Annotated in this window: 13 protein-coding genes; 6 read left to right on the top strand and 7 right to left on the bottom strand. The window is 69.6% G+C overall.

Annotated elements, in window-relative coordinates; genetic code table 11:
* The first annotated feature begins 60 nt into the window (after positions 1 to 60).
* Both MST3598_RS03710 and MST3598_RS03705 read left to right on the top strand, forming a co-directional pair.
* Positions 61 to 582 carry a hypothetical protein gene (locus tag MST3598_RS03710; RefSeq protein ID WP_029259710.1) on the top strand — a complete coding sequence of 174 codons (522 nt, stop codon included), beginning with the start codon at positions 61 to 63 and terminating at the stop codon, positions 580 to 582.
* Positions 579 to 1,181 (top strand): hypothetical protein, encoded by a 603-nt coding sequence (locus tag MST3598_RS03705; RefSeq protein WP_029259709.1) that lies wholly within the window; start codon positions 579 to 581, stop codon positions 1,179 to 1,181. The genes MST3598_RS03710 and MST3598_RS03705 overlap by 4 nt, the downstream gene beginning before the upstream one ends.
* Here the strand turns inward: MST3598_RS03705 and MST3598_RS03700 are convergent.
* Positions 1,178 to 1,702, bottom strand: a complete 525-nt coding sequence (locus tag MST3598_RS03700; RefSeq protein WP_029259708.1) for a VOC family protein — start codon at positions 1,700 to 1,702, stop codon at positions 1,178 to 1,180. The two genes, MST3598_RS03705 and MST3598_RS03700, sit on opposite strands and share 4 nt — an antisense overlap.
* A 78-nt stretch (positions 1,703 to 1,780) precedes the next feature.
* Complete coding sequence (locus MST3598_RS03695; RefSeq protein ID WP_315070093.1) at positions 1,781 to 2,326, bottom strand: DUF6611 family protein; 546 nt, start codon at positions 2,324 to 2,326, stop codon at positions 1,781 to 1,783.
* Between the two features lie 167 nt (positions 2,327 to 2,493).
* Here MST3598_RS03695 and MST3598_RS03690 point away from each other — a divergent pair, with 167 nt between their 5' ends.
* The 4 genes from MST3598_RS03690 to hrpB all read left to right on the top strand — a co-directional run bounded on the left by MST3598_RS03690 (position 2,494) and on the right by hrpB (position 8,989).
* Positions 2,494 to 3,753, top strand: coding sequence for a DUF418 domain-containing protein (locus tag MST3598_RS03690; RefSeq protein ID WP_157749854.1), 1,260 nt, complete (start codon positions 2,494 to 2,496; stop codon positions 3,751 to 3,753).
* A 183-nt stretch (positions 3,754 to 3,936) separates the two neighbouring features.
* On the top strand, positions 3,937 to 4,365 hold the full coding sequence (locus MST3598_RS03685; protein ID WP_021198144.1) for a MarR family winged helix-turn-helix transcriptional regulator: 429 nt from the start codon (positions 3,937 to 3,939) through the stop codon (positions 4,363 to 4,365).
* A 244-nt stretch (positions 4,366 to 4,609) separates the two neighbouring features.
* Positions 4,610 to 6,226, top strand: coding sequence for an SPFH domain-containing protein (locus MST3598_RS03680; RefSeq protein WP_029259705.1), 1,617 nt, complete (start codon positions 4,610 to 4,612; stop codon positions 6,224 to 6,226).
* Positions 6,227 to 6,433: 207 nt separating this feature from the next.
* Positions 6,434 to 8,989 (top strand): ATP-dependent helicase HrpB, encoded by a 2,556-nt coding sequence (gene hrpB, locus MST3598_RS03675; protein WP_029259704.1) that lies wholly within the window; start codon positions 6,434 to 6,436, stop codon positions 8,987 to 8,989.
* 19 nt (positions 8,990 to 9,008) lie between these two features.
* On the opposite strand, the gene MST3598_RS03670 is transcribed toward hrpB, so the two are convergent.
* The 5 genes from MST3598_RS03670 to MST3598_RS03650 form a co-directional block, all read right to left on the bottom strand.
* Positions 9,009 to 9,743, bottom strand: coding sequence for an ABC transporter permease (locus tag MST3598_RS03670; RefSeq protein WP_029259703.1), 735 nt, complete (start codon positions 9,741 to 9,743; stop codon positions 9,009 to 9,011).
* The gene (locus tag MST3598_RS03665) at positions 9,740 to 10,525 is read right to left on the bottom strand and encodes an ABC transporter ATP-binding protein (RefSeq protein WP_036271673.1); all 786 of its coding nucleotides are present in this window, start codon (positions 10,523 to 10,525) and stop codon (positions 9,740 to 9,742) included. The genes MST3598_RS03670 and MST3598_RS03665 overlap by 4 nt, the downstream gene beginning before the upstream one ends.
* Before the next feature lie 71 nt (positions 10,526 to 10,596).
* Positions 10,597 to 11,193 carry a TetR/AcrR family transcriptional regulator gene (locus tag MST3598_RS03660; protein ID WP_029259701.1) on the bottom strand — a complete coding sequence of 199 codons (597 nt, stop codon included), beginning with the start codon at positions 11,191 to 11,193 and terminating at the stop codon, positions 10,597 to 10,599.
* Between the two features lie 42 nt (positions 11,194 to 11,235).
* Positions 11,236 to 11,988 (bottom strand): AAA family ATPase, encoded by a 753-nt coding sequence (locus MST3598_RS03655; protein ID WP_029259700.1) that lies wholly within the window; start codon positions 11,986 to 11,988, stop codon positions 11,236 to 11,238.
* A 68-nt stretch (positions 11,989 to 12,056) separates the two neighbouring features.
* Complete coding sequence (locus tag MST3598_RS03650) at positions 12,057 to 13,553, bottom strand: L-serine ammonia-lyase, iron-sulfur-dependent, subunit alpha (protein WP_029259699.1); 1,497 nt, start codon at positions 13,551 to 13,553, stop codon at positions 12,057 to 12,059.
* Positions 13,554 to 13,565: the final 12 nt, after the last annotated feature.

Here is a 13,565-nt window from a genome sequence, read left to right as displayed (position 1 = left end):
CGCGCATGGGTTCCGTGAGACTCCTTCATCGCCAGGATCACCCAGGCGTAGGACGGAGTCATGACCCTCACCGACATCCTTCCCACGCTTCGACAGAGCATTCCCACTCCCCTCGACGGATGGAGGTGGCCGGTGCACACGCACCCGACGACCACCGATGTCGTGGTGGGAGGCATCTCGCTCCTGCGGCTGTTCGAGATCAGCGGATCACCCGCGGTCCTCACCGGCGACCTGCCGCTGCCGACCGCGGGAACCGACGTGACCGTGCTGCTGTTCCGGATAACGCTGCGCGTCGACACCCAGGAGGACAAGCGCATCGCGCTCACGGACTGCTCGTTCGACGGTGTGGATGCCGCGTGGGAGGAGTGCCGCCTCATCGGCCGGGCTTCTTCGGCGCGGACGACGAAGATCGAGCTGATCCCCGGCGAGGAGGGCGGCGTGGCCTGGCCGCACCCCATCGCGCCTCTTCCTGCCGACCTCCGGGAAGGCGATCTCGTCGTCGTCCCCTGCGTCGGTGCTGTCACGCTCCGAAACGTGCGTCCACGCGCCGCCGCCGCGCTCTCTGTGGAGGCGTCACGATGACCGTCCTGCACACCGTGCTGCACTCGACCGCATTCGTATGGAACGACCCGCGACGCGATGCACGGCAGCTGTGGCCGAAAGACACCGTGATCGGTGTGCACGACATCGTCGTCGCCGGGCGAGCGCTGTCCGATCTCGCGCGCGAACGACGCACCCCCTGCATACTGATCGCGCCCGTCGCGCCCTCTGCGGCGCACCCCGAAGCGGACCCGCACGTGACGTTGGTGGTGGCACGGATCACCGCCCGCGAAGAGCCTCCGGGGTGGCATCGCGAGGCGTCGGCGACCGTCGACTGCGATCTCCGCGCGATCGTCCCGCTGGTCACCCACGTCGAGCGGCTGCGCACGCCCCGGGCTCGAGACCTGGTGCAGACCGTCCTCCGCACCGACGAAGACGACACACGGCTGCACGCCCGGCTGCCGAAGGCGCTCTCCCCCGGCGACCTGATCGTGTTCGCGTGCACCGGTGCCCTCGCACTGAGCCAGGTCGCACCGCGCACGCGCACCGCCGCCGTCGCGGTCGTCGACGCCGTCGCGGAAGATGTCGAAGAGACAGGAGGCGTGTGCCGCAAGTATCGGGGGGAGCCGTTCGCCGACTAGCGCGTCGGCGCGCTGCTGCGCCCGTGCGCACGACCGCTCAGCTCGGCGTCGAGCGTCTCCTGCGCGACGCGCATCTGGTCGGCATACTCGGTCTGCTGCAGCCGCTGCCACATCACTTCTTCATCGACGTCTTCCACGTGGCTCACGACCCACCAGATGTTGCCGAACGGATCCTTGATGCGCCCACCGCGCTGGCCGAAGGCGTTGTCGCTGAGGGCGGTCACCACGGTCGCCCCTGCAGCCTCGGCTCTGGTGAAGGCCTCTGCGGCGTCGGGCACCCACACCCGAAGCAGGCTCGGCATCACGGGCCACTCCGGCCGACGATCGAAGGCGAGGACGACGGTGTCGCCGATGCGTATCTCACCGTGTCCGATCAGACCGTCTTCCGTGGCGACCCGCGCCAGTTCCTCCCCGTCGAAGACCTGGGAGATGAAGTCGAGCAGCGCGCCCGTGTCGTCGGTGACGACCCAGGGGGCGACGCTCGTGTAGCCGTTCGGGGCTGCGCTCGTGGCTGCGGTCATGGCTCTTCCCTCTTCCCGGTCTGCGGAGTGAGACACACAGTAGAAGGGGCCTCGGACAGTCGCCGAGAAGCCGGGGATTCACCGGGCGGAACCGGTCGCGATGACAGCGGCCTGCGCGTAGGCAGCCGTCCACACCCGGTCGAACCGATCACGACCGATCACTCCCTGACGGCAGGCGAGAGCGGCGTCACCGAGCGCTTGGGCCAGGGTCTCCAGACGGAGCTGCTGGGCGCGCTCGGCCGCGGTGTCTTCGCTGAGCCCGGACCGACATGCCGATACCGTGACCACGCGCCGACGGATGCTGCGCGAGCGCCGCGACAGGATGATGCCGATCGGAAGCAGAGCAGCGACGAGCAGCATCGCAGCGAGCAACGGAGAAAAACCCGCGGCGCACAGCACCACCCACGCGACGACGCCACCGCCGAGCGACAGCGGAGTGAACCAGCGGTGCGCCTCGGCAATGCGCCGCTCCACGTCCGTGGAGTCGGGCGGATAGACCGCGAGCACGCACGCGACGGTGCCGTAGTGGCTCACGGTCCTCGACAGATGGCCCCAGCATGGAGGGCACGAAGCGCTCGGCAGTGTCTGCGCGGGGACGTGATGGGGAGGACGGGACACGGACATGCCTCCCACGTTGCTCCGGACGCGTGCCTCTGAGCGCCTGACAGACGGAACCCATACGGCGACCGGCGCTTTCCATGCGGAATGGCGACGCCCCTGTGGTCGGCATATCGTCCTCATATCGAGAACGGCATACGGCCACGCAACGGCGCGCGCCCTGGACTGGAGGTATGACAGAGACTTCTGCCCGAGCTGCCCTTCCCCGCTATCGCCGTACGGCGAAGCCGCCCCACGGCGACGGCCTCCTCCCGGAGCAGGCAGGGGCCGGGAGGGCCGAGCACGAGGCACCCGAGACGACCGCGATGGCATCGCCTGGCCGCATAGCCTCGCTCGACGTGATCCGCGGCGTCGCCATCATCGGCACTCTCGCCAGCAACGTCTGGCTGTTCCAGGCGTTCTTCGGCGAACGGGTGGTCGACATCTGGTGGCAGGACCTCGTCTCCGCACTTTCGGAAGGGAAGTTCCTGGGCCTGTTGACCATCATGTTCGGCATCGGACTCGAGATCCAGCGCCAGGCAGCGATCCGGCGCGGCAGCCGGTGGCCCGGCACCTATCTCGTTCGTGCCGGTCTGCTCTTCATCGACGGAATGCTCAACTACATCTTCGTGGTGCAGTTCGACGTACTCCGCGCCTACGCCGTCCTCGGCTTCGTCGTGGCATTCGTCCTGCTGCTCCCCGAGAAACGCCAGTGGGTGTTCATCGGCGTGGCGCTGGTGACGCACACCACGCTCATCCTTCTCCCCCTCTTCACCGGTAGCGTCATGATGTTCCCGGGCCTCGTGATCCCCGGGGAGTCCCCGACGGTCGGCGGCAGGCCGACATACTGGGAAGAGGTGCAGATGAACACCCTGACCGTGTTCTCCGACCTGACGGTCGGCACCGACACCGGCTCGATCCTCACCCTCGGTCTCGTCGTCTTCACCCTCGGCGCCATGCTCTACCGCCACGGACTGTTCGAGGCCCGCGGCGCGCGACTGCGCAGATGGGTCATGATCGTCGGCCTCGGTGCGGGCGTTCCGGGGGAGGTCGTGTTCTTCCTCATGCAAGAGACGTTCGGACTCAACAGGTTCCTCTCCGCGCCGCTGGTCGCATTCGGCATCCTCGCTCTCATGGCCTCCTTCTATCGAGGACACCGCATCGGATTCGTCGGACGCGGACTCTCCCTTGTCGGCCAGATGGCCCTGAGCTGCTACGTGCTCCAGAACATCCTCGGTCGGGTGGCGCAGTCGATCATCGGTCACTCGCCGCTTGCGGAGACGCTCGACCCTCTGGTCGGAACCCTGGCGATGTTCTTCGTGATCGCCGCTCTGGTGATCCTGTTCGCGAACCTCTGGATGCGCCGCTTCCGCAAGGGACCGCTCGAGTACGTCTGGGACGTCAGCTTCCGATTCCTCACCCGGAGCCGCGTGAAGGCGCCGACCGTCGCCTGAGATCGAGAACTTTCCGTGATCGAACCGTTGCATTCGTTATCTCGCCGTTATACAGTGATGACACGGTGAATGTTTGCTGTGGCATCCACCGCATGTGATTGCAGGACACTCTTGGTGCAAGGGACAAGGGCCGGTCGGGAGCCTCTCCGACCGGCCCTTTACTGTTCGCACTATTCTGTGAGGATGACCGATCGCAAGCTCGCCCTGGAGGCCTGGGAGAGCCTGTTCCGCGCGCAGCACGAGCTGTTCACCGAGATGATGAGCGACTTCGAGCACAGCGATATCGCGCAGGCAGAGTACGACGTGCTGCTCACCGTCACCCGCTCCCCCGACATGACAGCGCGGCTGCGCGACATCACCTCGAACATGCTGATCAGCCAGCCCAGCGTCTCGCGCCTGGTCGACCGCATGGTCACACGAGGACTCGTGGCGAAGTGCGCCGACCCCGACGACGGTCGCGGTGCGCTGATCCGGGCGACGGACGAGGGGGCCCGGGCCTTCCGCTCGCTCGCCACCGTGCACGGACGCTCGATCGCCGACCGCATGTCCCGTCTCGACGATGACGAGCTGCGCGCCCTGCGCGACCTCGCGGAGAAGCTCCGCGCCCGCTGACGCCCTCGGCCTCGGCACCTCCCCTGCCCGCACACCCTGACCAGCCCCTGCCCGCACCCCCGCAGGAGGAGATCTCCTCGTCGGGCGGACGTATGGCCGAAGACCTTCCTCCCGACGTGGAGTTTCCCGCCCACCACGATGCCCCCCCGGAACGGCCTCTCTGCATTTCTGGCAGGGTGGGGGGCGAAGGCGCGCACCACGGCGCGCTCGGGACCGCCCCTTCGGGGGACCAGGGAGGTCATTCATGGAGATCGCCGGAATCGTCGGCATCCTCGTCATCGTCGGAATCGCGGTCGTCGTCGCCGTCGTTCTGCTGCTCATCCTGCTGCTGTTCGCACGCAGCTGGATCAAGGTCGCGCGAGCCGACGAAGCACTCGTCATCTCGGGCCGCAAGCAGAAGATCCAGCGGGCGGTCATCGCCGCCGACGGCACGACCAGCTCCGAGCTGGCGGAGTCGCCCGTCACGGTCATCGTGAACGGCAAGTCGCTCGTCAACCCGATCACGCAACGCCACGAGATCATCTCCCTGCGTTCGCGCCAGGTGTCCCTCAACGCCGAGGCCCAGTCGCTCGACAGCGTCACACTGAACGTCGACGGCGTCGCGATCGTGAAGATCGGCTCCGACCCGCTGTACGTCCGCCGCGCGGCCGAGCGCTTCGCCTCGCAGGACAAGGCCATCGAGCAGTTCACCACCGAACAGCTCGAAGGTGCCCTCCGCGGCATCGTCGCCACGCTCTCCGTCGTCGAGCTGATGCGCGAGCGGAAGAAGTTCTCCGACCAGATCGCCGCCGACGTCTCGCAGGAGCTCGCCGAGCAGGGCCTGATCCTCGACTCGTTCCAGATCAAGGGCATCACCGACAAGGTCGGCTACATCCAGTCCCTCGGCGCTCCCGAGATCCAGGCGAAGCGTCAGGCCGCCGAAATCTCGCAGACCAACGCCGACCGTGCGATCAACCAGAAGAACATCGCCAACAAGGAAGCCAACCTGATCGAGCAGACCGCGCTCGACACCAACACGGCCAACTCCGACTCCGGGATCGGCCGCGCCCGTGCCGAAGCCGAGCAGGCCGAGGCGCTGGCTCGTGCTCAGGCTGAGCAGGCCGTTCTGCAGCAGCAGGCCGAGAACAAGCAGGCCCAGCTCGACGCCGACGTCAAGCGCGTCGCCGATGCACAGCGGTATGAGGCCGAGACCCGCGCACAGGCCGAGCTCTACACGCGCGAGCGCGCCGCCGAGGCTGCCGCGATCGAGCAGGTCAAGCAGGCCGAGGCCCGTACCCGCATCGCCGAGCAGCAGGCGCAGGCCGACAAGGCTCGTGCCGACGGTGAGGCCGCGGCCGCGATCGCCAAGGCCAGCGGTGAGGCGAACGCGCTGCGTGCTCAGGCCGAAGCCGAGGCCGAAGCCCGCCGTCTGCGCGCCAGCGCCGAGGCCGACGCCATCCGCGCCGAGGGTGATGCCCGCGCCGCCGCTCTCGAGGCGGAGGCGAAGGCCATCGCCTCGAACCAGGACGCGTTCCTCTCGCAGCGTGTGCTCGAGGTGCTGCCGTCGATCATGGCCGAGTTCTCCAAGGGTTATGCGGCGATCGGCAACGTGTCGATCATCGGCAGCTCCGGCGAAGACGGCGCTTCGAACGTCGTCGGCGCCGACAGCGCGAAGGCCCTGCGCTCGGTGTTCGACAGCGTCCACTCGGCAACGGGGCTCGACCTCGCCGGGATCATCCAGGGGCAGGCCGTCGGCCGCGGCTTCGGTGCAGGAGTCGCCGAGGCTACGCCGCCCGCACCCGCACCCGCGCCCCGGGTGTCGACGCCGACCACTCCACCACCGCCCGCTTCCGCAACCCCCGCATCTCCCACAGCAGAGTAGGCGGAGCAGGCAGAGCACTTCGGCGGATGCCGCGACCGACCCGGTCGCGGCATCCGCTGTTTCCGGAGCGGGCACCGCCGTCCCCGGTTCACGACTCAGGACACCTGCCCCCGTGGACGCGCCGTACTGCCCGCTCCGCCGAATCCCTCGCAGATCTCCTGAGTTCCGAACGGCTCCGGACGTCGCCCGACCGGGCAGACTGGACGGATGACCCCCGCCGCATTCGACCTCGCCGCCATCGGCGCGGGGCTCTCGTTCGCGGCCGCCCTCGACGAGGTCTCGGCCGCGCTCGACACGAGCGGGTCGGTCGTCGTGACCGCGCCCCCGGGCACCGGCAAGACCACACTCGTACCGCCGCTCGTGGCCTCACGGCGCAGCGGTCGGGTGATCGTCACCCAGCCTCGCCGTGTCGCCGCCCGCGCCGCCGCCCGCCGACTCGCCCACCTCGACGGCTCGACCCTCGGCGCACGCGTCGGCTTCACCGTCCGCGGCGAGCGCGCGGCCGGTCCGGAGACACGGGTCGAGTTCGTCACCGCCGGCGTGCTGCTTCGACGCATGCTCGACGACCCGGGGCTCGACGGCGTGGATGCCGTGATCATCGACGAGGTGCACGAGCGCGCGCTCGAGACCGATCTGCTGATCGGTCTGCTCTCCGAGGTGCGGGAGCTGCGCGATGACCTCATGGTCATCGCGATGTCCGCCACCCTCGACGCGACACGCCTCGCCTCCGTCATCGCCACGGATGCGACACCGGCGCCGATCGTCGACCACGACGTCCCGGCCTTCCCTCTCGCCGAACGCTGGGCACCGAGCCCCGTGCCCCGGCTCGACGAGCGCGGTGTCACGTGGGGATTCCTCGACCACGTCGCGGCGGTCACGGTATCAGCGGCACGGGATCTGCTCCGCGAGAAGCCCGATGCCGACGTGCTGGTCTTCGCCCCCGGTGCCCGCGAGGTGGCGGAGATCGCCCGCCGCGTCCGAGATGCCGGCGACAGGTTCGATGTGCGGGAGCTGCACGGCCGCGTTCCCCCGGCCGAACAGGACGCCGTGATCCGGGGCCGTACACCGCACGACCGTCCGCGCATCATCATCACGACGTCGCTCGCCGAATCCTCGCTCACCGTGCCGGGCGTCCGTCTGGTCGTGGACACGTGCCTGTCGCGGTATCCGCAGCGCGACGCCGCCCGCGGCATGACGGGCCTGGTCACCAGCGCTGCGCCTCGCTCGTCGTGCGTGCAGCGGGCCGGACGCGCCACGCGCCAGGGCCCCGGCGCGGTGATCCGCTGCGTCGACGAGCGTTCGTACGCGGCGGCACCCGCCCGTCCGGTGCCGGAGTTGGCCGTGGTCGACCTCGCCGATGCCGCGCTCCTGCTCGCGTGCTGGGGTGCCCCGGGTGGAACCGGCCTGCGGATGATCGACCCGTTGCCCGCCGCCCACCTGGCCGACGCCATCGCTGTTCTGCACGGCCTCGGCGCGATCGACGACGAGGGCCGCGCCACCGCCGAGGGACGTGCACTGGCGCGCATCCCGACCGATCCCCGGCTGGCCCGTGCTCTGCGCGACGGCAGCCCGACGGTCGGCAGCCGTCTCGCGGCTGAGGTCGTCGCGCTCGTGGGTGGCGATCTGCGAAGCCCCGAGGCCGACATCGCGCGGGCCCTCATCGCCCTCAGAAACGGGCGGACCCCGGACGCCCGCCGATGGCGAGACGACGCGAACCGCCTCGAACGCATGATCGGCCCGGCGCCGGGCGTGCGCGCGGACCTCGACGGGGTCGGCCTCGTGATCGCGCTGGCTTTTCCCGAGCGCATCGCCCACCGCGTCGAGCGCACCGCCACCGGAGCGACGTACCTGCTCGCCTCCGGGACACGCGCAGGGGTGACGGGCCCGCTCGCGGCCGTCGAATGGCTCGCCGTCGCCGACGTGACCCGTGCCTCCGGCCGTGCGGCGGCCGGGTCCGGTGCGATCATCCGCTCCGCTGCGGCGCTCACCGAACTGCAGATGGAGCAGGCCGCCAGCCACCTGATGACCGACCGCGTCGAGGCAGACCTCGTCGGAGGTCGTGTCCAGGCCCGACGCGAACGCCGGATCGGTGCGATCCTGCGCACATCGGTGCCGGTGCGGGCATCGGCCCAGGAGGGGCGGGATGCCGTGCGTCGTGTGCTCCGGCGCGACGGACTCACGCTGTTCAGCTGGCCCGACGCCGCCGACGGACTGCGCCGCCGTCTGGCGATGCTGCGACGCGAGCTCGGCGATCCGTGGCCCGATGTCTCGGACGCCGGACTGATAGAGACCCTCGACACCTGGCTGACGTCCGAGCTGGACGCGCTCGCTGCCGGCACCCCCGTGGGCCGGCTGGACCTGCTGTCGGCTCTTCGTCGGCTGCTGCCGTGGCCCGAAGCGGTGCGACTCGACGACCTCGTGCCGGAGCGCCTCGAGGTGCCCAGCGGATCCCGCGTCCGCATCACCTACCCCGAACCCGACGGCGACCCGACGTCACGTCCTGTCGTCGCCGTGAAGCTGCAGGAGTGCTTCGGCTGGGCGGAGACCCCCCGCCTCGTCGACGGACGGGTACCGGTGCTGTTCCACCTGCTGTCCCCCGCGGGGCGTCCGCTCGCGGTCACCGACGACCTCGCCTCGTTCTGGTCCGGCCCCTACACACAGGTCCGCGCCGAGATGCGGGGGCGCTACCCGCGGCATCCCTGGCCCGAGGATCCGTGGGCCGCCACACCGACCAAGCACACCAAGAACCGCGCCGCGCGCTGAACACCGACCGGGACGGGAGTCAGCGGGTGCGCCGCCGCAGTGTCAGCGAGGCGAGCACGAGAGCGCCGACCGCGAAGGCCACGACGATCAGCAGCGGACCGAAGACATCCCACCCCTCGTCGCCCGCGGCGACCGCGTTGATCGTGTCGATCGCGTAGCTCAGCGGAAGCCAGTCGGAGATCGCGTGCAGCACATCGGGCATCTGATCTCGCGGCATGAAGAGCCCGCCGAGGATGATCTGCGGGAAGACCAGCAGCGGCATGAACTGCACCGCCTGGAACTCGGTCTGCGCGAACGCGCTCGCGAGCAGACCGAGCGCGGTACCGAGCAGCGCGTCGACCACCGCGACCAGGCCGAGCTGCCAGAGCGGACCTTCGACGTCGAGCCCGCACACCCCGACGGCGAACGACACCGTGATCACCGCCTGCAGCAGAGCCATCAGACCGAACGCGAGCGCGTACCCGAGGATGAAGTCGGCCCTCTCGAGCGGGGTCGTCATCAGGCGTTCGAGGGTGCCCGAACGGCGCTCGCGCAGGGTCGTTATCGAGGTGATGAGGAACATCACGATGAACGGGAACAGCGCCAGGATCGCGCCGCCGAACTGATCGAAGACGCCGTCCTGATCGCTGAACAGCCAGGCGAAGAGGCCCACGAGCAGACTCGGCGCGATGAGCATCAGCGCGATCGACCGCGGGTCGTGCCGCAATTGGGTGAGCACGCGTCCGGCGGTGGCGAACGTCCGGCGGCCGTTCATTCTCCGGCCCCCTCCTGCTGGTCGCGCGCTTCTCGGCGCGATCGCCTCGTGTCGCCGACACCAGCCGCGCGGTCGCGCTCGATCAGCACGAGGAACGCGGCCTCGGCGTCGGTCGTGCCGGTGTCGGCGAGGAGCGAGGTCGGAGTCGTGTCGGCGATGATCCGCCCCTCGCGCATCAGCAGCAGCCGGTCGCAGCGCACGGCCTCGTCCATCACGTGACTCGACACGATGAGCGTCACCCCTCGATCCGCGAGGGCGCGGAAGAGGGTCCAGAGCTCGGCGCGCAGCACGGGGTCGAGTCCCACCGTCGGCTCGTCCAACACGACGAGCTCGGGCGCACCGATGAGGGCCACCGCGAGCGACACCCGCGTCGCCTGCCCTCCGCTCAGAGAGTCCACGAGTTGCCCCGCCTGCGGGCCGAGACCCACCTCGTCGATGACCCGATCGACGTCGCCCTTGGGCGCCTTGAGCAGCGAGGCGAAGTACAAGAGGTTCTGACGCACACTCAGATCGCCGTAGACCGAGGCCCCCTGCGTGCCGTACGCGACCCGGTGCCGCAGCCGTCGCGACCCTCCCGGCTCGCCCAGTACCGTCACCTCGCCCGAGGCGATCCTCTGCACGCCGACGATCGAGCGCATGAGCGTGGTCTTGCCGCATCCGGAAGGGCCCAGCAGGCCCGTGATCTGGCCGCGGGGGATCGCGAGGTCGATCCCGTCGAACACGTGCACCGCCCCGCGACGCACACGCAGCTGCGCGATCTCGACGGCGGAGTTATTCATCATGTGATGAATTATGCGCCCGCCCGTCGTCCGCGTCAACGGGATCCGCACATACCCGATGCCGACGTTCGGCGTCAGTCGAAGAGGTAGCGCTGAACGGTCGGGCCGAGACGGGAGACGAGTTCATCGATCGATGCCGCCGCAAGCGCCGGCAGCCGAAGCACATAGCGTGCGATCAGCAGCCCGGCGATCTGCGAGGCGACGAGCGAGGCACGCAGATCGGCGTCGTCGACGTCGAGGCGCCGAGCCACCCGGGAGAGAAGTTCGCGCGACAGGAAGCCCGCCAGCAGCGGGGTCGTGAGCCGACTGCCGATCGCGGTGCGCAGCAGCATGACTCCCCGACGGCGCACCTCGGGCTGCTCGAACGCCTCGAGGACGTACCGGATCAGCCGGTCGCCGATCTCGTCACGCGGACCCGCGAGGATCCCCGGCACATCGACATCCGGTCGCAGCGGAATGCCCACGGCTTCTGCGAAGAGATCGGCCTTGGTGCCGAAGTAGTGATGCACGAGGGCAGAATCCACACCGGCCCTGGCGGCGATGGAGCGGATCGTCGCGCCGTCGTATCCTTTTTCACCGAAGTCGTCGACCGCAGCCGCGATGATGCGCGCTCGCGAGTCGGAGACGCCCCGGGGGCGGCCACGCCGCCGCGCGGGCTTCTGCTCGGTCATGTCCGTCAGCCTATGACGCGCGACGAGGGCACGGCGCGCAAGTCAGTCGAGCAGATGGCGGAGGTAGCGGGTCGGATGCTCGAGGAACGAGCGCCAGTGGTTCACGATCTCGAGGTCGTCCCACTCCGCCGGCCGCACACCCCACTCCCCCACTTCGAGGATCTTCGCGCCGGGAAGAGCAGCGAGCACCGGCGAATGCGTCGCGCACAGCACCTGGCCGCCCTCATCGGCGATGCGACGGAGCACGGCGATGAGCGCGAGCGTCGAGTTGAAGGACAGCGCCGCCTCCGGCTCGTCGAGGCAGTAGAAGCCCGGCTCGTCGAATCGGCTCTCCAGCAGGGCGAGGAACGATTCGCCGTGACTCATCTCGTGGAACGGGACGTCGCCGCGGGCCGAGGGGTTCTCCTCCAGGTAGGTGTAGAACGAGTGCATCGTCTCGGCGCGGAGGAAGAAACCCCACCGATTCGCCCCCACGCCCCGCTGCAGCCGCAGCCAGTCCGACAACGGCGACTCGGTCGCGCGCGTGGTGTGCCTGGCCTGGCGGGAACCGCCCTCGGGAGAGAGCCCATAGGCGATCGCGATCCCCTCGACCAGTGTCGACTTGCCGCTGCCGTTCTCGCCGACCAGGAACGTGACGCCGGGGTCGAGTTCGATCCCCTCCCTCAGCACCTGGGCGACGGCGGGGATGCTCGTCGGCCATCCTGCGCCGAGTGTGGGGGCGTCGTCGTTCGGGCGCACCGCCACGACGGGCTGCTGACGTCGACGGAGGGAGGCCGGCTCCCAGAATTCATCCATCGTGCTCCTCCGCGTGTCGTCTCGTGGAGGCTACCGGCATCCGGGGACACCCGCGCGACCGAGGACCGTCAGCACTCGATGACGTTGACCGCGAGGCCGCCCTCGCTGGTCTCCTTGTACTTCGTCGACATGTCGGCCCCGGTCTGGCGCATGGTCTCGACGACCGCATCCAGGGAGACGTAATGGCTGCCGTCGCCGCGCAGGGCGAGGCGGGCGGCGGTCACGGCCGTCGACGCGGCGATCGCGTTGCGCTCGATGCACGGGATCTGCACGAGTCCGCCGATGGGGTCGCAGGTGAGACCGAGGTGGTGCTCCATCGCGATCTCGGCGGCGTTCTCGATCTGGCGGTTCGTGCCGCCCATCACCGCCGTCAGGCCGCCGGCTGCCATGGCGCAGGCGGAGCCGACCTCGGCCTGGCATCCGCCCTCCGCGCCGGAGATCGACGCGTTGGCCTTGAACAACGACCCGAGGGCCGTCGCGGTCAGCAGGAAGCGGCGGATGCCACGGCGACGGTTCGCCTCGGCGGTCTGCTCTTCGTCGAGGTCGCTCCCGTCGCTCACCGCGCGCACGTCCGACTCGAACCCGAGGAGTGCGCTGCCGACCAGCTCGCCGTAGGGCGTGACCGCGTTGCCCGCCCCGAGTCCGGAGTCGGCGAGGAACCGCCACCAGTACATCGCGACGGCCGGGAGGATTCCGGCGGCACCGTTCGTCGGCGCCGTGACTACGCGGCCACCCGCGGCGTTCTCCTCGTTGACGGCGAGCGCGAACGCGCCGAGCCACTCACCCGGAAGCTCACGATGGCCGTCGGCCTCGACCTCTTCGAGCTGGCCGCGGATCACTCCGGCCCGCCGCTTGACCTTGAGGATGCCGGGAAGCGTGCCGTCGGCGTGGAGACCCGCATCCACGCACCCCGACATCGCGTCCCAGATCGCGTCGAGGCCGGCCGCGACCTCTTCCTCGCTGCGCAGCGAGGTCTCGTTGAGTCGGGCCACCTCGGCGATCGAGAGCCCGTTCTCGTCACAGAGCGCGAGCAGCGACGCGGCATCCGCGTACGAGTACGGGAATCCCGAGGTCGTGAGCTTCGCCTCCTCGCCATCGCGCCGGATGAACCCGCCGCCCACCGAGTAGTAGGTCTCCTCGGCGACGACCTGCTCCGCGGAGTCCCAGGCGGTGATGGTCATGGCGTTCGGGTGACCGGGAAGCCGGGTGCGCGGCGCGAAGACGATGTCCTCCTTCGCGAAGGGCACGTCGTGCGCGCCGTCGATGCGGATCACGGCTTGTGCCGGCAGGTCGGTCCAGGCCGAGCGCACCTCGGCGGGGTCGCAGGTCTCCGGCGCGAGTCCGCGGAGGCCGGCGACGACGGCATCCGGCGTCCCGTGCCCGATTCCCGTCGCGCCGAGCGATCCGTACAGTGTGCTTCCGATGCGGGTGACCTGCGGCAGGACGCCCGTCGCAGTGAGTCGTCGTGCGAAGTCGAGAGCCGCTCGCATCGGTCCGACCGTATGGGAGCTCGAAGGCCCCACTCCGATGGAGAAGAGGTCGAAGGCCGAGACGTACGCAGTCACCCCTCCAGGCTA

It is taken from the genome of Microbacterium sp. TPU 3598, from assembly GCF_002356155.1.
Classification (GTDB): domain Bacteria; phylum Actinomycetota; class Actinomycetes; order Actinomycetales; family Microbacteriaceae; genus Microbacterium; species Microbacterium maritypicum_A.
The sequence above is the reverse complement of the archived record's forward strand: the minus strand, read 5'-3'. Positions and strand labels throughout refer to the sequence as shown.